Origin of the sequence: Paenibacillus sp. FSL H8-0104 (genome assembly GCF_038050215.1) — a bacterium.
Classification (GTDB): domain Bacteria; phylum Bacillota; class Bacilli; order Paenibacillales; family Paenibacillaceae; genus Paenibacillus; species Paenibacillus amylolyticus.
Map to the genome: position 1 here is coordinate 6,782,707 of NZ_JBBOTC010000001.1, position 19,317 is coordinate 6,802,023.

Sequence of the window (19,317 nt, forward strand, 5' to 3'; positions counted from 1 at the left end):
CCAGAGAACTTACTCTCATGTCCATCATATTATAGGAGGCAAGGCAGGCTCATTTCAGCATAACATATCTACTTTTCTGTATATTTAAATTTATTGGAGGTACGCTTTGCATGAAATCACAACAGGTCAATCCACTCCTTATCCTGATGCTGGCACTCGGGGTATTCGGGATTATTACAACAGAAATGGGAATTGTGGGGGTACTGCCTCAGGTTGCGAATAAATTCAACATTACGGCTGCACAGGCAGGTTGGCTGGTCAGTATATTTGCGCTAGTCGTAGCCATTGCGGGCCCTTTTCTCACCTTGCTGGCATCCGGGATGAATCGCAAAATTATCCTTTTAGCCGCTGTGCTGATGTTTGCCATTTCAAACGTGGTCTATGCCTACGCCACAACATTTGATACCATGCTTATCTTCCGTATCATTCCCGCGTTATTCCATCCCGTCTTCTTTTCCGTAGCCCTGGTCACCAGTGCCCAACTCGTACCAGCAGAGAAAAGCAGTCAGGCCGTCGCCAAAGTATTCACCGGAGTTACCGCGGGCTTTGCCTTTGGCGTGCCACTCACATCGTATCTTGCTGAACGCCTATCCCTCGAAATCGCCTTCCTGTTTGGAGCGATGGTCAGTGTGGTCGCTTTGATCGGCATATGGATCTGGCTACCCTCGATGCCCGTGAAGGAAAAGATGTCCTATGGCAAGCAGCTCGGTATTCTGCGCAAACGTGGATTATGGCTGAATGTTGCCGCAGTCATTTTTATATTCGCCGCCATGTTCTCCGTGTACAGCTATTTCGCCGAGTATCTTGGACAGGTCACCCACATGAGCGGATCATGGATCAGTGTCATGCTGACCGTCTTTGGTGTCGTCATGATCATCGGAAATTTGGGGTTTGGACAGTTTCTGCGTAAGAGCGTGGTCCGAACTGTCCTCATGTTCCCCCTGCTGTATGTAGCAGCTTACGCACTCGTCTATTGGGCCGGTCCTCACTTCATGTGGATGGTTATTGTAGTCATCCTCTGGGCATCCGTGCATTCAGGAGGATTAATTGTAAGCCAAACCTGGTTAACCGCTGAAGCGCAGGACGCGCCAGAATTCGGCAACAGCTTGTATGTATCCTTTTCCAACCTCGGTATTACCTTGGGTACTGCCATCGGCGGCTGGTTCATCGCGAACCTTGGAATACATCAGCTGATCTGGAGCGGAATGATATTTGCACTGATCGCTTTTGTATTGGTTTGGATTAAAATTAAATGTTTCCCTGCACCATAAATTGCCGAACACTGTTGAGAGAAAGCACTAACACAAATAGCGCCATATTCCCATGCTTAACATGTAGAACAGGCGCTATTTGGTGTTATATGATTACCGGATTTACAAAGGAAGCTCAGATTCGTGCAAACGCACGCTTAAGGATTGTTCGCCAGGTAATTTCTCAGCCATTGCATAGCCGGACGTTCTGTACCGTTGCTATTGACCAAGTGAGAGCCAGCCTGCCAGGTTTGATTCTGGTTGTAACCCCACAGCGTCACACCTTTAACAGCAGAGTGTTTCCACAGCACAGGGAATTTCTGCTGATAACGTTGCAATTGTGTATTATCGTCACCTGTCATATCCAGCTCGGATACATAGATTGGTAGCCCTGTAGCCGCAAGCTTGTTCAGTACCGTGTTCATTGTGTTCACAGAAACGTTGTCCATATTGAAGTAATGCGCCTGGATTCCAATACCATCAACTAGACCTCTGTTTTTCAAAAGGTTGATAATCTGGATATATTGGTCCGCTTTAGCAGGATCACCGATAATACCATATTCATTAATTAACAATTTGGAGTTAGGGAAGGCTTGTCTCGCCTGTTGGAATGACCAGATAACCCAATCCCAACCCGTTGCCCCATCTCCACCAATAGCATTGCGATAGGATGGTTTCGCATGCAGAGGTTCATTCACCACATCAACGAAGGCAGACTTCGAATACCGCTGTCCTGCCGCTTTAATCCATTGTGTCACTTCAGCCTTCTGATCTGCGGCTGAGAGACTGTTAATCCAATTTGGCTGTTGATTTCCCCATACGAGCGTATGGAACTTGAACGGAAATCCGTTGTTGTTAGCATAGTTGTAGGCCATGTCCGCCTGGCCCCAGTTCATCACGTTGCGTGTGCCTTCAACAGCATCCCACTTGGTAGAGTTCTCCGGAGTTACCTGATTCCAATATGGACTAAAATTCGAAGGAACCTGATTGGCAATAATATTGCCCAGAAATTTGCTACCTTTCGCCAGACCAGCGCTCACACTACCAACCGCAACAGAAGCAGCGAGAATCCCTACCAATGCCAGTGAGCCGACTGTTTTGAACCACTTAGACTTAATCAATGATTTTCCTCCTTAGAATTCATTTTTTGTAAAGCGCTTACAAACATCATTTTACTGGATAATTTTGGTTTTTAACACCTGTCAAATTATAGTATTTCATTGTAAAAAAATAGATTTAAATGCTTTTTCTGAAGTTATTCATAGATTCACTCTCTTAAATCCAACATAACTCTTACATTGGAGTTTACATTCACCAGATGTTTATCTAGTATGAAATGATACATATCTTTACACACACTAGATAACAAGGGAGATTACAACATGCGCAAAATTTCAACGAAACGTTTCGCCGGATGGCCTTTATCGTTCCTCTTATGTGCCTCCATTTTGTTCGCCCCTTTTGCTTCCACTCCGGTTCAGGCTGCTGAGGCAGACAAGGAGACCAAGATTACGTTGCTGGGTACATCGGATATACATGGTCGATTCATGCCGTGGGACTATGCTCTGGACGGTCCAAATCCAACCGGTAGCATGACACAGCTCTACACCATTGTGAAAAAAGTCCGTGCTGAGAATCCCAACACGATCCTGCTGGATGCAGGAGACATGATTCAGGATAACTCGGCTGAGTTGTTCAATGATCAACCTCAATCTCCCATGATGGTTGCAATGAACGAAATGAAATATGACGCATGGGTTATGGGTAACCATGAGTTTAACTTTGGACTGGACGTACTGGAGAAGATCTCTTCCCAATTCAATGGACAGCCTCTCGTGGGTAACATTTTCAAAGAAAACGGCGACCGCTACATGCCTGCCTATACGATTATCGAGAAAGACGGAATCAAAGTGGGTGTTATCGGAATGAACACACCTATGATTACCGAATTTGAAAAAGGCACGGATCACCTGGACGGCATCATCGTCAAAGATCCTGTGGAAGAGACCAAAAAGGCCATTGCTGAGCTGAAAGGCAAAGTCGATGTCATGGTTGGACTCATGCATATGGGATTGGATAACGAGAACGGAAATCCGGGAACCGGAGTGACGGATATCGCCAATGCCAACCCAGAGCTGGCTGCCATTTTTGCCGGACACATGCATACTTTGATTGAATCCCAAACGGTTAACGGCGTATTGATCTCCGAACCGAATAAATATGGCTCACATATTTCACGAATCGATCTGACATTTGAAAAAGACGGCGACAAAGTTGTGCTGAAAAGCAAAGAAGCTCGAGCACTCGCTGTAAAAGCAGCAGACGGAACGTATGAAGTCTCCGATCCTGCGCTGGAAGAGACTTTGCACCCATTCCACGAGTTCGCTCGTGCCGATGCCAACATTGAAGTGGCTGAACTGAAAGGAACGAACCTGGTCCCTGCTGATGAGATTAAGGGTATCCCTGCGGTGCAGATCCAGGAAACACCTTTGTCTGATTTTTTCACCGAAGTGATGTTGCATTACAGTGATGCCGATGTGGTTGCGCATCAGATTGATAACGACAAAGCCAAGCTGGATGTAGGCCCGATTAAGAAAAAGGATATTGCATTTAACTACCAATACACCTTTGGTGAAGTGACCGTATATGAAGTAACCGGACGCGATCTAATGGATTATATGGAGTGGTCTGCGGGGTACTTCAACTCTACACGCCCGGGTGATGTGACCGTCAGCTTTGATCCGAAACGACGTGCTTCCAAATACAGCACCGATGATTTCTTCGGCGGCGTAACATATGAGATTGACCTGACCAAGCCATACGGTAGTCGGATTACAAATCTCAAGTACAGCAATGGATCAGTTGTCAAAGAAGATGATACGCTGAAGCTCGGTATGAATGCCTACCGGATGGAAGCGCTGATTGCCAAAGGTGGCGCCATGGAAGGGCGTAAGTTCAAGCAACTCTGGTCCTCCAAGGACGCCTCGGCATTTGGTGAGATTCAAGGCACGATTCGCAACCTGTCCATCGCCTATCTGAAAGATGTCATGCAAGGTGTCTACGAACCGAAGATTCAACGCAACTGGAAAATCACCGGCGTAGACCTGACTGCACCGGAGCGTGCAGATGTGGTGAAGTTAATTAACGATGGCATTATGTCTGTGCCAACAACGGAAGATGGCAAGTACACCAACATTGCCTCCATTAACATTTTGGATGCAGTGACTCAAGAAGAGATTGATACATTATCTGCCAAAGCAGGTGTGAGTGCAACACAATTCGCAGGCGTGAAAACCAAGGGAGCGTTCTATCAACAGCTGAACAAAGCTCGCAAATCGTCAGGCAATGGCGAGGGAGCAACTACTCCTACACCTGAGAAGCCGACAACGCCAACAGTACCAAAACCAACACCAACTCCAGGCACGTCGAAACCTGGTAAACCATCCACACCAAGCACGGGTAAACCAGGAACTGTCACCAAAGGCAAACAAGCCAAGGTTACTGCGGCTTACCTGAACGTACGCGCTGGCGCTTCATCCAAAGCCAAAGTTGTTGCTGCGGTACCAAAGGGCACTGTGCTTGAGGTGATCAGTACAGACAAGTATGGCTGGGTAAAAGTGAAGCTGGATGGACGTGTAGCATTTGTATACGGGAAATATGTGAGTATTTTGAAATAGGTAACATCGTGACGCACCACGCTTAACGAAAAAGAAAAAGGGCGATTCTCCCATGAATATCATGGTCGGGATCGCCCTTTGTTATGTTAAACGAATGGTTATGCGTATGGCCCTTCCTCTACTGCTCTAGGGGAATGAAGTCATTTAGCCTTGTGGTTGGTTCTTGATTTTATCCATAAAAGCGTTCAGCTGGATGCCATTCGTTTGTTCCATAAAATCACGCAATTCCTCCGATTCCCCCTCGTAGGCGGCAAGTACGTAGTCATCATCGACAATATAGTACGTGCCGTAGCGAGTGAATGAATATCCTCCCTGCTGTTCTCCGGTCGTCCCCTTTTTGACTACAGCGATAATCTTCATACCTGGTTTAAGTTCAGGCTCCACACCTGCGAAGTCAGCGTTGTAAAATAAAAAAGTATCCTCGGGTACATCATCTCCTGTTACTACTTCATTTACCTTCACCTGATAAGAGATGAATTCAGGTTGGTAGGATGTGATTCCATTAGCCCTAACCTTATCAGCCACCTTTCGTTCAGGCGTACCGGGTTTAGTCGATAGCTCCACACGAAAACTCGGCAACACCTTCACGACCTCCGCCACAACGACCCCATCCCCAAACGCCATGACCTCATTGAAGCTAACTTCTCTCATGTTAATCGTCGCGGGGACGCCAGTGGATAGCGGATATTCCTTGCGGAGTTCATTCATTCGATCAGAGGATAACCTGCCCCCTGCGGCATTAAACGATTCGTAAAAAGGGGACGAGCACCCGGATAGGCTGACCAGAGCCAGTACGATACTTAACAACCAACATGTCATCTTGACTCGCGGCATATCTTATCCCCCTTTTCCTGATAAAAAAATAAAACACAGACATCCATGTCTGTGCAGTCCATTAAAATTTCGGTTGTACTCGCTCCGGCCGGGTAATACGTAGTATATAAAAGTACCACTATTATAAAAATTCTTTCATGACTAGCGACATACGTGTAATATACGATTGATTATCCTATAGCTTTTTTACGGGTACCCATATGCTACCATATCCCATTTTTCAGTTCCAGCCTCAATGGAGTGATTTTTGTTCTTTATTCCATTGATGTAAAGGAACTTTGTTGTCTCTAAGACCGTCCATACTTATAGATGTATTAAAAAGGAGGTGAGCAACCCAATGTCCATTGCACGAAGGTTATCCTTACTACCAGTCATCATGCTCCTGTTAACCCTTGGATGTGCAGAGAAGTCCGTAGAACAAGGGAAAGAGAAGCCACATGTGCGAGGAATTATTACGGATTTTGAGGAAGAAAGAGGTCAGGTACTCATCGAGAATAAAGAAGATGGCGGTGTTGATTCAGGACCGATTTGGGTCTCGCTCAGCAAGGACGCCGAACTCATCGTCGGAGGAGAGATTGTCACCGTCTCTTTGGATGAGACACTCGTTGGTCGAAGTGCAGAAGTGTGGATCAATGGAGTTATTGCTCAATCTTACCCTCCCCAAACCAAGGCTGTGAAGATGGTCATTCATTAACACCAAGCATATACGCCGATACATTTCGTTTCACGTGGAACGTTATGATACACATACGAACAGCAACGGGTGGTTGCTACTAAAATCGGAAATGATGAAAACAATTTACACACTTGAAGCATTTACTCCGTTAGCCTGCCTGCATATAGAGTATAATGAAGAGGTATACGATAAATGTACGGTGCAATAATTGTACAAAAACTAACGCAAAAGAGGTAAACGATGAGCAAGCAACAATTTAAAGATTATGGACTTGGTGAAGAGATCGTAAAAGCACTGGACAGTCTGGGCTATGAGACACCAACCGAGGTTCAAACCAAAGTTATTCCGGTAGCACTAGAGAATCAGGATCTTGTGGTCAAATCACAGACAGGTAGTGGTAAAACAGCTGCTTACGGCATTCCGCTCTGCGAGCTGGTGGATTGGAATGAGAATAAGCCACAGGCTTTGATTCTTACCCCAACCCGCGAACTGGCTTTGCAGGTTAATGAAGATATTACGAATATCGGGCGCTTTAAGCGTATTAAAGCAACCGCACTATACGGACAGTCCCCTTTCCATATCCAAAAAGCGGAGTTAAAACAAAGAACCCACGTGGCTGTTGGTACGCCGGGCCGGGTTCTGGATCATATCGAACGTGGCACGCTGCCACTCGAACGGATCGCTTATCTCGTTATTGACGAGGCTGATGAGATGCTGAATATGGGCTTTATCGAGACGGTACAGGCAATCATTCAGAAACTGCCGCAGGAGCGAGTAACGATGTTGTTCTCCGCTACATTCCCTGAAGATGTAGCCAAGCTGTCACGCAAATACATGAACAAACCGGTAGAGATCGAGATCAAGGCAAGTGGACTGACAACAGCCACGATTGAACATGCTGTGATTAACGTACCAGAGGTGAACAAAACCGCACTGCTTCAGGACTTGTTCATTGTGGAAAATCCGGATAGCTGCATTGTGTTCTGCCGTACGCAGGAGAATGTGGATAAACTGTTCCGGGTCATGGCTGACCTGGACTACCCAGCAGATCGTATCCATGGTGGTATGGAGCAGGATGAGCGGATCGAAGTGATGAACGCATTCCGACGGGGACAATTCCGTTATCTGATCGCGACAGATGTAGCCGCACGTGGTATTGATATCACAAATATTACTCATGTCATCAACTACGATATTCCTTTGGAAAAAGAGGGCTATGTTCACCGTACAGGCCGTACGGGTCGCGCAGGCAAAACAGGTAAAGCCATTACGTTGATTACACCGAAAGATGGCAGACGTCTGGCTGAGATTGAATCCTATATCGGATTCGAAATCCCTGTCGTGAAGGCTCCTTCCGAGGAAGCTGTAGATCGCCGCAGAGAAGATTTTGAGAAAAGATTGAAGATCGTTCCTGAACGTAAAAAGGACAAGCGTGAACAGCTGAACCAACAGATCATGAAGCTGAACTTCAACGGAGGCAAGAAGAAGAAACTTCGCGCCGTAGACTTTGTAGGTACCATCGCCAAGCTTGAAGGGGTAACCGCAGACGACATCGGGATCATTACGATTCTGGATAATGTGACGGATGTAGAGATCCTGAACGGCAAAGGCCCTCTCGTACTGGAGCTCATGCAAAACATAACGATCAAAAAGATGCAGCTCAAGGTTCGCAAAGGTCATAAATAGTTTGGTAAACACGGTCAAATAACTAGGAATTCAAACAGGGATAGTGGACTCTTTTCTAAGTCTACCATCCCTTTTTTCATTACCTCTTCTTTTTCCGCACTGTACCGCCTTCCACCGTATACCGAAATAGCGCATCTTCGGCGCCCCCGATATCATCCGTAACCATAAACGTCGCTGCATCTCCCGACTTATAAACCCCACCCGTCACAAAACTGAACACCACACGGTCGTCTTTGCCCCAATATTGATTCAGCATGACAAATGTACTTCCGTTGATACCTTTTACCGTACGGTTGCCATTGGCATTATACAGACCCTTCTGGTCCATTGCCCAACTCTGGGGATCAGCATCAAATAGATGTGTAAAGCTGGCTCGATCGATATGTTTATTCGGTTTACCCCATAGATACACACGATTGGCATCCACCGCCCAACTGCCGGAAGGTGTTATTAACTCAAACGTCGCTGCGTCAGCCCCCTTAATGATCTGAAGCACATCGTCAGGATGACCGAAGGGCTGACTTGTCCGAACAACCTCCGCACGATACACATGTTGCTGATCCATGGAAAGTCCAAGATGCTCCGTCCCGGCAAACGCTACAAAATGCTGAGCATCTGCCTCGTCGACACGGTATCCGTTGTAATACACATGATTGCGGTCACGACCAAAAGGTCCACCTAGCGGCTCGAACGTATCCGGGTCTGCTCCTTTTACAGTACGCCACTGAAAATAAACACGTTCCCGGTCCCGTGCAAACTGCTCATCAAGCGGTTCAAAGGTAGACCTGTCTGCTCCACGAACAAGGTTGAATACCGCTTTTGCTTCTCGATGTGGGGTACGGCCCCATTCTGTTCTATAAAAAATGGACGACGCCGTCTCATACCAATTGCCTCTGATTTGCATAGCGCCCTCTGCACTGTGGGCATAATTCGCATGCCACCAGCCATGTACGTCGGGATGATGTTCTTGCAGCCATGCCCTCACCTCATCCTTTTCCCCATTCGCATAGCGAAGAGAACTGGACAGATGGAACAGATGGTCCTTGTCGGTGCAATAGTCGTGATGAGCAATCACAGCATTCGTATCAATATCCTCAAATAGATGAAAATGCGTGCTGCTCTTTACATATAAATAACGTTGGTCCTGAGCAAAGTAAGGCGTATCCGGCAACAGCCGAAAGCTGCTCGGATCGGAGTCAGGCACGACCTGATCTTCCAGATAGACATACTGAGAGTCGAAGCAGTAATCTTCATCGATCACACGAAAAGCTTCCGTATCCCGACTGAACAAACTCGCCTTATTCTTGCGGGCATTGAACCACCATATTCCCTGACGATCACGCAGATAGGCGAAGGTCAACCATCCCTTTTGATAGGTAGAGATGACTTCAAAATCCTGAGCAGTAATGCCTCCCTTAATCGGAGTGTTCGTTCCATCCTCGTCATTATGCAATATCACCTGAAGGTCTTCATCTACAATAAACTTGTTCATGACGGTCCACCCTCCAACCATGATGTGAATTCAGTCTAGCTTTATTTTAACGTGTGTATTTGATCCACTCTACATAATCGTACTTGATATTTAGGAATATTTCCTCCGCTCTCACCGCTCAGCCACGATGAAATGAAGGTTTGTTCAGCAATGGATGGATTGTTCACTTGAAAAAGAGTCTGACCCAACTAAAATATAAATGAAAGCGCTACATTTAATCTGATATCTTTCGGGAGGTGTATGTAATGGGTAACAGGAAAGCCATCTGGTTTCTGGTCTTTGCACTCACGTTCACCCTGGTTGGACTTCATCCTGAACGAACAAGCGCAGCAAGTGTCACGATAACCAACGGTACCGATTGGCTCGACACCGCAGGTAACCCCATCCATGCGAACAGTGGCAACATTCTGCAGGTAGGCTCGACGTATTATCTGTATGGTGAACATGCGGTGGGCGGCAAGTTCGACAGCGTGAACGTCTACACCTCCACTGATCTGAAGAACTGGACTTTCAGCAACGCCATTCTGACAAAAGATTCCGCAACCGAGCTGGCCTCCAGCAAAATTGAACGCCCCAAAGTCATCTATAACGCCTCCACCAACCAGTATGTGCTCTGGGCACACTATGAGAATGGAACGGACTACAACCTCGGGCGTGTAGCGGTCGCAACAAGCAATACCCCGAATGGCAAATTCACCTATGAAGGCAGCTTCCGACCGCTGGATTATGAATCCCGTGACATGACCGTCTTTGTCGATACAGATGGCACGGGTTATCTGGTTACTGCTTCCCGCAAGAATGGCGGTGCCAATGATACGATGGCTATTTTTAAAATGAATGCAAGTTATACGGGAATACAATCCTTCGAGGGCTGGCTGTTCGAGAACGCCTATCGTGAAGCGCCTGCTGTTGTGAAAAAAGGCAACCGTTACTACCTCTTCACCTCCCAAGCCGCTGGCTGGTATCCGAATCAGGGTGCTTATGCTACAGCAACTTCCATGACGGGTCCATGGACTGCGCTTACGCCATATGGCAATCCATCTGCCTTCGGCTCGCAGATTCATGATATTGCTACGATTACAGGCAGCAACTCCACATCCTACATCTACATGGGGGATCGCTGGAATCCGATGAACCTCGGAGAGCACAAACATATCTGGCTGCCGCTAACCTTGAATGATTCGAACGGAACCGCATCACTGGAGTGGTATACAACGTGGAATATCGATGCAGTAACGGGTGTGGTAACACCGCCTCCTCTCGTCAATCATGCCCAAGGCAAAACAGCTACCGCCAGCTCCACAGCCTCCGGCTCATCTGCATCCAGTGTCAATGATGGCAACTACCAGACTTCATGGGTGGCTTCCTCCAATAGCTGGCCTGCCTGGTGGCAGGTGGACTTCGGCACACCAAAGACGATCACCGAGATCGACACGTCCTGGTTTATGTATAAAGGTTCCGAAGGGTACTACAAATACAAAATTGAAATTAGCAACGATGGTGTCAATTACTCCACCTTGGATCGCACCAATAATCTGACCTATGGCTTCACCACGGATGCCGTGCATTTCACTGCCCGTTATGTACGGATCAATATGGTGAACGCCGTCTTGTGGAATAATCCGGGGAACTGGTACACCCCAACCCTGCACGAGGTCAAAATGTTGGGTCCTGCAACACCAGAAGCCACAGGGTTCAGCCAGTTCAGTTCACACAACGTTCCGGATCGATACATCCGTCATGCCAATTACACCGCTCGGGTGGATGCCAACGTCTCCCCTGTTCTGGATTCCCAGTTCCGCGTCGTACCGGGTCTTGTCAGCTCCACAGGAATCTCGCTTGAGTCCATTAACTTCCCAGGCTACTTTCTGAAGCGTAATGCCAGCAACAAAATTGTACTTGAAGCTTACGCCAACACCGCCGCCTATAAGGGAGATGCTACGTTCCTAAGCAGTCCTGGTTGGGCTGATAGCACCAAAGTATCCCTTCAATCGTACAGTCAGCCCGGATATTACATCCGTCATTATGACTACGTGTTACAGCTCGATGCCATCAATGCATCCAGCAGCTCAACAGTGAAGAGTGATGCCACGTTTGGGCGAACCAATTTCTAAGCAAGATAATTGGAGATGAGGATGAGCCATCTACATCTACAATTTAGATCTCGGGAAAGGCCGTTTTTCAGGGTTCAAAACTGAAGAAGCGGTTAACGTGAAGGTGTGATAAAACGAGTTAAGTACGATCAAACCCCGCCCAAAGTGGAGTATTACTTAACCCACCGAGATAAAAGTCTAATGCCCATTCTGGAGGAAATCTGCAAATGGGGTGTGCATAACGTCCCAGAGACACAAACGCTGCATGAAATATAGTGAGTTATGTAATATATGCAAAAAAGCCTACTCCGATGGGAGTAGGCTCTTCTGCCAGTCTGATCTATCCAAGTTATTTGAAATTAGGATCAAACTTCATCACGTTCATTTTACCTTGTTCCTTATAACTCACATAGATGTTATCGGTGCTGTCTATGGTGATGTCTAGCTGAAGAACATCACCAGCGGAGAATCCGGCAGACCCTACGGGTCTCCAATCCAAATTCTCGTATTTCATCACAGTCACCCTGTTGCCGTCTGCTGCATCTCGATAAGCAACGTAAGGCGTTCCTTCGCTGTCAAAGGCCATATCTATGCTTCCTTCTTGAGATGAACCGACCAAGAATTCGGGAGTACTCACCTTCTCCCATGCTGTATCTTCTGACGGAATGGTGTGCGGATATTTCCACATTTCAACAACGTTGGAGCTGCTGAGATAGATCATATAAGGTACGCCAGATGGATCAAGCGCGGATGCAGCATCCATATTCGCAGTTATTAGATATGCTTTACGATCCAATTGTTTCCATGATCCATCTACCAAGCTATATCCTGTTGCCACAGGGGTACCAGTTAACCTGAATGGAGCAAATAAATACATGCCGTTGTTTGGTAATGGTGCGAGGAAGGCTCTTAGACCTGCGAATGCCTCTAGTCTCGCTTCTTGTTTCCATCCACTACCTTCATGATAACTCCATGACATAAGCATTGACGGTTCCGCAGCATTACCGGCCAAAATACCTCTAAACATCAGAAAAGGATTATCATCCTTATCGAAGGTAATGAAGAAGCTATCATTAACTTTATCCACTTTTCTGCTCGTCTTTCCATCATTCCAACTGAAATCAGAGATAGTAGATACTGGTCTCCACCACTTATGTTCATCATTATAATTCTTAAAGCTTACTTTACCTGAGCTATTCTTATAAGCAACATAAAGCTTGTCCTTACTGTCTATTCCGAGCGATATAGCTGAGCTCCCTAATCCTCCCGCTTTTTCAAGATCGCTTTGATTGCCAAAGGACTGCCACTTGCCTCCCTTAAATTGCATCACAAACACTTCGTAATTGTCCTTTATATAAGCCACGTAAGGAGTTCCTTGACTGTCGAAGATGACATTGGACTTACTATTCAAATCCAACAAGTCACCTACTTGCAGCCACGATGTCATCGTCCACTTCGCGTACAGGGTGATGTTTGACGTCACCGGCGTCATGAAGTCGTAGGCGATCTCCAGATCGCGATCGCTGTACCAACCTTCAAATCGATACCCTGCCCACTTCAGCGCAGCAGGTGCCACAGCTTTGTCGCCAGTAACCACCGTCTGACTACCTACTGCTGCTCCACCGTTACTGTCAAAGTCCACCGTGCGGCTGTTAAATGTCCACTTCGCGTACAGCGTGAGGTTACCCGTCACCGATGTCGTGAAGCTGTAGGCTTCATTCAGTCCAGCGTCGCTGTACCAACCGTTAAACACGTAACCCTCCCTCGTCGGTACGGCAGGCTCCGTAGCATTACCGCCGGTTTGCATATTCTGTTCAGCCACCAGTGATCCGCCGTTACTGTTGAAGGTGACCGTATATATAGCCGTCCACTTCGCGTACAATGTGAGGTTATTCATCACAGGTGTCATGAAGCTGTAAGATTCATTCAGACCAGCATCGCTATACCAGCCTTCAAATACATGCCCTGCACGGGTCGGTGCGTCAGGAACTACTGCCGTGTCACCTTCACTCACGGACTGACTGCTCACCGACGATCCGTTGTTACTGTTGAAGCTCACTGTGTAGCTGTTCTTTGTCCACTTCCCGTACAGCATCACATTGGCAATTACACCTTCTGTGAAACCATAAGGTATCATCAATTCGCTATCGCTATACCAGCCATCGAACGTATACCCTTCCAGCATCGGAGCGCCAGGAGCAGTAGCCACGGCACCTTCATTCACAGTCTGTTCTGTGACCAACGATCCGCCGTTACTCTCGAAAGTTACAGTGTAGGTAATCGGTACATATACCGTCCACTTCGCGTACAATGTCAGGTCTCCCGTAACCACCATAGTCGTGAAATTGTAGGCGTTCATTAGCTCACTATCGCTGTACCAGCCGCTAAACACATAGCCGTCTTTCGTCGGAGGGGCAGGAGCCATAGCCTTGACGCCTTCATTCACTGTTTGGGCATCTACTACCGACCCTTCATTACTCTCGAAGCTTATCGTGTAAGGGATCAGCCACTTCGCATACAGTGTGAGATCCGCCGTCACCGCTGTAGCGAAGTCGTAAGCATTCGTCAACGTGTTATCACTGTACCAACCGCCGAATACATAACCATCTTTCGTCGGTTCAGTCGGCGTACTAATCGTGGCGCCAAACCCTACAGTCTGAGCCGGCACTTCTTCGGACCCACCGTTACTGTCGAAATTTACAGTGTAGTCGTTAATTGCCCACTGAGCGGTAAACTGGACATCTTCAGCAGGCATCGTGGTCGGAGGCGTTGGCGACCAACCCGTAAAGCTATATCCCTGCCATGTCGGAGTGCCTAGACGCAACAGCATCGTCGCTCCGAAAGGAACATTATCCGTTTTATTTGTTGCCCCAGAACCGTTATAATCAACCGTCATTTGGTATACATCACGCTTATAATATACCTTCAACGCCGTTTTGCCGTTGCTCGTGATTAGATCCGTCAGTACCGAAATGCTGTCGTCCCGCACGAAGCCATCATAGGATCTCGGCTTGACATCCGCCAAATTCGCCTCGGTACCCGTAACTCCACGATACGATTCCGTATCTGCAACCGTATAGGTGTCACTTCCGATATTTTGCAGCAAGTACACGACCTGATAAGGCGTACCCTCTCTCCCCGTCCACTTCGCTGTATACGTAGTATCCTCAATCGGCATTGTACTTGGAGCTTCTGGCGACCAACCGGCAAACGTATATCCCTGCCTTGTCGGCACAGGTATACGAGCAGCAATGTTCTTGCCAACGGCTTCCGTTAGCGAGATTTGGGGCGCACCGGCATAACCCCCAACGAAGGTCATCTTTCGATTCTCCGGATAGTAATTAACTCTTACGACTGTCGAGCCGTCTCCCTTGATTAATACGCCGCTTACCGTTCCGGTCGCATAGCCCTGCTCCTTAAACCTGTCGGAGCTGATTCGAATCTCTGTGTCCGTTGTTCCAGTCCTATTTTCAGTATCCACAGGCGGAGCCTGTATTCTGCTGTTCGGGTCTAGCACATAATACTCAACCGTATACGGCGTATTCTTGTTCGCAATCCAGTGCGCGTACAGTTTCCGATCCTCCGCACCCATTCGGTTCGGAATCGTGATCTTCGTGCCGCCGGAAGCGGCCGTATACCAGCCGTCAAAGGTGTATCCTGGATATACCGGGGTGACCACACTGATTGGCGCGTTATAAGGAGCCGCCACAACCTGGGTCACTCCGCTGTTCTGTGGATCCAGCTGAAGGATGTAGTCACCCACTCTGGCAAGCCAGCTTAACTGAATCGTACGCTTGAGTGGCTCGGACATGAACGACGCCGGTGCCCCCTTCCAGGTGATAACCAGATTGCCATCACTCACCTGAATGTTCTTGTCCACCACTTCAATCATCCCGTTTGCTGCGTCATACTTGAAGTTTGGATTGTCCACCTGAATATCGAAATTCGAGCGATCATACGCCTGTTCATCCGTATCGCCTGTCTTCAAATCAAAGGTATTCATCGTGACCCACAACTCCGGTACAGCGATGGATGACGCAGAACCCGCCATGTTCACTTTGAGCGACTTATCCTGTGGATAGGCGAAGTCGTAGACGTTCTGTTCTTCTCCAATCGTATACAGTGGCCACTCTTCATCGACCAGCTCCACGCCGCCGGAAAGCGCTCCATCTCCTAATTGAGCGCCGAGTTCGACCTCCAAATAGATCCCAATCTCGACGAACAGGGCACCTAAAGACTTCGTGGTCTTCACCCCGCTAATATTTTTCAATTGATAATAGAAGTAGCCCCAAAGATTCACATACACACCGGGTTCTACAGCAAGCCCGATACTATTCAACTTGACGCTTCCAATCCCCGCTTTGACCTCCATATGAATACCAGCTCGTAAACCGATCGTCCCCATCACATAGAAGGTAAATTGGTAATCTCCGTCTCCCGGCAAGCTGACCGTATTGCTCGAACCACTGAAACTCAATACGCGCAAGCTAACCGAGTAGCGCTTCGCCATCTTATAGTAGAAATCTGCCCCCACCGTCAGGTTCACCTGGGCGCTGACCACAAACTCCGCTTCAAATTTGACTTCCACAATACCTAAAGCCACGCGTACGCTCTTTTCAAAAAGCTCTTTCTTGATTAACGGAACCCACTCCGTGTCTTGCTCCAACATCTCTTGATACTTTTCCTTCAACGATTCCGCATCTACGGCAGTATCCTGCACACCCGCCATTACCGCTTTAATCTGTGTCGCAATGTTCTGAACCTTTCCCAACCTGCCTGCGTTCTTCTCGCCCACCCAGTCATTCAGTGCATCATTTAACTTATCGTGTTCGACGAGAGCTATCTCTGCCGTGATGTTCATCCCGGTATAGCTATAAGCATCCAGATTCGCCGTAATTACATAATCATCAATGCTGTACCAGTAAGGAATTCCCCACTTTTTCAGCCAGTGCCCTTTCATATCCCCATTGATACCGAGGTCTAGGCTCATCTCCTGCACGAATGTACCCGTCATATGGATGACAAGATCGCTGTCTTCATTGATATTGACAACAATATCGGCACCCACTTGTAATGTAGCGCTTACGCCTGAGGTTCGGCCGTCAATATTCTTCAGCCTCGTGCCGAGTGAAGCAACAACGGTCAGCTTCTCCACACTTACCCGGCTCCCTTTACCGGACGCTAGGGAGGACTGAGCCTTGATCTCCTGAATTTCCTTTGTCTCCATGGCGATGTCAGACAGATAATCCGCGGCTTCATTGACGAATCCGCTGTCTCTCGCTTGCTGCTCAATTTGCTCTTCGAGCTGTGCAATCTGTTCTTTCGAAAACAGATCTTCGCCATCAATTGCTTGCTTCTGATAGATGTTGAAGACATTTTCAATATCTTCAATGGTGGCATCGGTATACGTAATGACGTCCATCTCTGCCTCAGGCGTAATCGACGTAATACGTCCATAACCGGTTACCTTAGAACCTTCTTCGGCGAATTCACCTTCATAGAACCCGATAAAGTCTCCCACATCGACCGTGGTCAGTTGATCCAAACCAAAGGGCTCGTACAGGCCGTCGCTGTAGTTCATCGCGGTATGATCGACCGTGATGGAATGGTTACTGGGATCTCCATCCGTATCTGCCTCTACGCTCACCGGTAGCACATCTGGCTTGAGCAACACTTGTTTGGCATCTGCGTGATCATAAGTGTAGACACTTGCATCTACTGACGTGATCTGGACATAGGCCACATCACCATCGTCTTCACCAGTCGTTTCGACTGTGCGCAGTTTGGGACTAATTCCCTCATAGATGGCTACGGTATCACCAACTTGAATCACCGTGCCAGTGCTTCCGGTGTACTTGAACGTTCCACTACTCGCATTCACTTCGGCGAGTGCATTTTCGCCGCCTACCGTCGTAGTAACGACTGAAATCGCGGGCGAATCGACATCTGCTCCATTTATCACCATATCCGAGACATCCGTGAACGGAATGTAGATCATGTTCGGATTGAGTGGAACATTCATGACTTCTTGTTTAGCAACGCTAAATACATAAATACTTGTCGTCGCGTCTTGGCCTTGGAAGGACAAACTGTCATCCGTCAACGTAAGTTGATATGTGTTACCTTCAACGAACTTGCCATTTTCGGCTGCTGACGATACCGTGAAAACTCCGTTCCCGCCAGAGACGGTAACCCCTTCGAATTCGGGATTCGCCGTATCCACGAAGGTCATCCCCTCTTTGACCTGGGATTCCGTTAGACTGCCCGATGAATCCTGCACCTTAATGGTGAAGTTCGGCGCGACATCCAGTACCGAATAGCTTGGTACGCTCTGTACGGCACGATCTATGCTATCGGTATACTTCGCATACAACTTCGTATCCGCAGTCAAGGTAGTGCCACTTGCGAAGATAAGTGAAAGATCACTATCCACAAACCACCCTTGGAAAATGTAACCTTCCTTTGTTGGGGCAGGCAGAGCACTTAGCACTTGCCCTTTCCGCACCTTCTGTGCAGTGACTGGCGTACCTCCGTTGCTCTCGAAGGTGAGTGTATATGTAGCCTCACCGGTGTTACCGCCTCCGCTGCCTCCAGACGTTCCGCCGCCACTATTACCACCTGCTGATGGCGTTGGTGTTGGTGTTGGTATCGGTGTCGGAGCAGGCGTAACCGGCGTTTGATTCTGATTATTCCACGCCTCTACAACCGCGTTGTTGCGCATGAAGAGAACCGCTGCTTCCGCGCGAGTCGCTTGCGCACGCGGATTGAAGTTCCCCTTTTCGTCCCCTGTGAACACACCGGCTTGCCACAGCTTGATGACCGCATCAGCCGCCCAAGGCGATACATCCCCGAGATCGCCCGGTTCTGTCGTGACCGGATTCTCGGTCTGATAAGGGATCTGTTCGCTTTCGAAATACCGCAACGTCATCGTCGCCATTTGCTCCCGAGATACGGTAGCATCCGGCGAATATTTCCAATCTCCTGTGCCATCGGTAATTCCCTTCTTAACCGCCCATTCGACATATGGCGCATACCAGCTGCCCGCCTGTACATCGGCAAAGCTCGAAGTAGAGTACGCCCCCGCATCGACTCCGGCCATCCGTCCAAGTGCCGTTACATACATGGCACGTGTCATTGTCCCCTTAGGAGAGAAGCTACTCGCGTTCGTTCCGCTGAATATGCCCTTCTCCTGCACATGGACGACTGCATCATAGAACCAGTCGGTGGGACTCACATCCTGGAATCCAGTGGATGTGGTTACTTTTGTCATCTGCATCGGCAGTTCAGCCGCTACTGCCGATTGCGCTGGTAATAGGGGCACGGCAGAAACTATTAAGCTGATCACCAGCATCCACATTAGGATCTGCCGGCTCACCTTCCATCCCTGTCTTACTTTCTTCACTTTCATTCATCCCTTCTATGTATAGATCAAACTAAGACCATCCAAAATTGGTTTCTAATCAAGCTAATCAACAAAGCCAGACTAATAGCGGATACCACTGACCCAGATCGGGATCATTGGTCTCCTGCAAGTCAGTTCGCTCGACACGCGGAGATCAAGCGAAAAAAATTTACAGATTGAATTCGTTCACCGACCTTCCTGATCAGT

Annotated in this window: 10 protein-coding genes; 6 read left to right on the plus strand and 4 right to left on the minus strand. The window is 48.0% G+C overall.

The window, feature by feature from the left end; all coding sequences use genetic code 11:
• Positions 1 to 110: 110 nt before the first annotated feature.
• Positions 111 to 1,271, plus strand: coding sequence for an MFS transporter (locus NST38_RS29805; protein ID WP_076252027.1), 1,161 nt, complete (start codon positions 111 to 113; stop codon positions 1,269 to 1,271).
• A 137-nt stretch (positions 1,272 to 1,408) separates the two neighbouring features.
• Here NST38_RS29805 and NST38_RS29810 read toward each other — a convergent pair whose 3' ends face one another.
• Positions 1,409 to 2,371: an endo-1,4-beta-xylanase gene (locus NST38_RS29810; protein ID WP_036611704.1), complete on the minus strand. Its 963-nt coding sequence runs from the start codon at positions 2,369 to 2,371 to the stop codon at positions 1,409 to 1,411.
• A 426-nt stretch (positions 2,372 to 2,797) separates the two neighbouring features.
• On the opposite strand from NST38_RS29810, the gene NST38_RS29815 reads away from it, so the two are divergent.
• Positions 2,798 to 4,927, plus strand: coding sequence for a 5'-nucleotidase C-terminal domain-containing protein (locus NST38_RS29815; RefSeq protein ID WP_445933730.1), 2,130 nt, complete (start codon positions 2,798 to 2,800; stop codon positions 4,925 to 4,927).
• A gap of 144 nt (positions 4,928 to 5,071) precedes the next feature.
• Here NST38_RS29815 and NST38_RS29820 read toward each other — a convergent pair whose 3' ends face one another.
• Positions 5,072 to 5,761, minus strand: a complete 690-nt coding sequence (locus tag NST38_RS29820) for a hypothetical protein (RefSeq protein ID WP_076252030.1) — start codon at positions 5,759 to 5,761, stop codon at positions 5,072 to 5,074.
• A gap of 337 nt (positions 5,762 to 6,098) precedes the next feature.
• On the opposite strand from NST38_RS29820, the gene NST38_RS29825 reads away from it, so the two are divergent.
• Positions 6,099 to 6,455, plus strand: a complete 357-nt coding sequence (locus tag NST38_RS29825) for a hypothetical protein (RefSeq protein WP_339196144.1) — start codon at positions 6,099 to 6,101, stop codon at positions 6,453 to 6,455.
• A 222-nt stretch (positions 6,456 to 6,677) separates the two neighbouring features.
• Positions 6,678 to 8,123: a DEAD/DEAH box helicase gene (locus NST38_RS29830; RefSeq protein WP_341344255.1), complete on the plus strand. Its 1,446-nt coding sequence runs from the start codon at positions 6,678 to 6,680 to the stop codon at positions 8,121 to 8,123.
• Between the two features lie 79 nt (positions 8,124 to 8,202).
• On the opposite strand, the gene NST38_RS29835 is transcribed toward NST38_RS29830, so the two are convergent.
• A complete protein-coding gene (locus NST38_RS29835; protein ID WP_076252036.1) occupies positions 8,203 to 9,615 on the minus strand; it encodes a DKNYY domain-containing protein in 1,413 nt (470 codons plus the stop codon).
• Between the two features lie 245 nt (positions 9,616 to 9,860).
• Here NST38_RS29835 and NST38_RS29840 point away from each other — a divergent pair, with 245 nt between their 5' ends.
• Complete coding sequence (locus tag NST38_RS29840; protein ID WP_076252038.1) at positions 9,861 to 11,729, plus strand: AbfB domain-containing protein; 1,869 nt, start codon at positions 9,861 to 9,863, stop codon at positions 11,727 to 11,729.
• Between the two features lie 105 nt (positions 11,730 to 11,834).
• The gene (locus NST38_RS29845; protein WP_076252040.1) at positions 11,835 to 11,984 is read left to right on the plus strand and encodes a winged helix-turn-helix transcriptional regulator; all 150 of its coding nucleotides are present in this window, start codon (positions 11,835 to 11,837) and stop codon (positions 11,982 to 11,984) included.
• Between the two features lie 73 nt (positions 11,985 to 12,057).
• On the opposite strand, the gene NST38_RS29850 is transcribed toward NST38_RS29845, so the two are convergent.
• A complete protein-coding gene (locus NST38_RS29850) occupies positions 12,058 to 19,116 on the minus strand; it encodes an InlB B-repeat-containing protein (protein WP_076252042.1) in 7,059 nt (2,352 codons plus the stop codon).
• Between the last annotated feature and the right edge of the window lie 201 nt (positions 19,117 to 19,317).

What these genes read in the sequence shown, in the direction of transcription:
- NST38_RS29805 (WP_076252027.1), top strand. Translation starts at nt 111, where the DNA reads ATGAAATCACAACAGGTCAATCCACTCCTTATCCTGATGCTGGCACTC.
- NST38_RS29815 (WP_445933730.1), top strand. Translation starts at nt 2,798, where the DNA reads ATGCCGTGGGACTATGCTCTGGACGGTCCAAATCCAACCGGTAGCATG.
- NST38_RS29820 (WP_076252030.1), bottom strand. Translation starts at nt 5,761, where the DNA reads ATGCCGCGAGTCAAGATGACATGTTGGTTGTTAAGTATCGTACTGGCT.
- NST38_RS29825 (WP_339196144.1), top strand. Translation starts at nt 6,099, where the DNA reads ATGTCCATTGCACGAAGGTTATCCTTACTACCAGTCATCATGCTCCTG.
- NST38_RS29830 (WP_341344255.1), top strand. Translation starts at nt 6,678, where the DNA reads ATGAGCAAGCAACAATTTAAAGATTATGGACTTGGTGAAGAGATCGTA.
- NST38_RS29835 (WP_076252036.1), bottom strand. Translation starts at nt 9,615, where the DNA reads ATGAACAAGTTTATTGTAGATGAAGACCTTCAGGTGATATTGCATAAT.
- NST38_RS29840 (WP_076252038.1), top strand. Translation starts at nt 9,861, where the DNA reads ATGGGTAACAGGAAAGCCATCTGGTTTCTGGTCTTTGCACTCACGTTC.
- NST38_RS29850 (WP_076252042.1), bottom strand. Translation starts at nt 19,116, where the DNA reads ATGAAAGTGAAGAAAGTAAGACAGGGATGGAAGGTGAGCCGGCAGATC.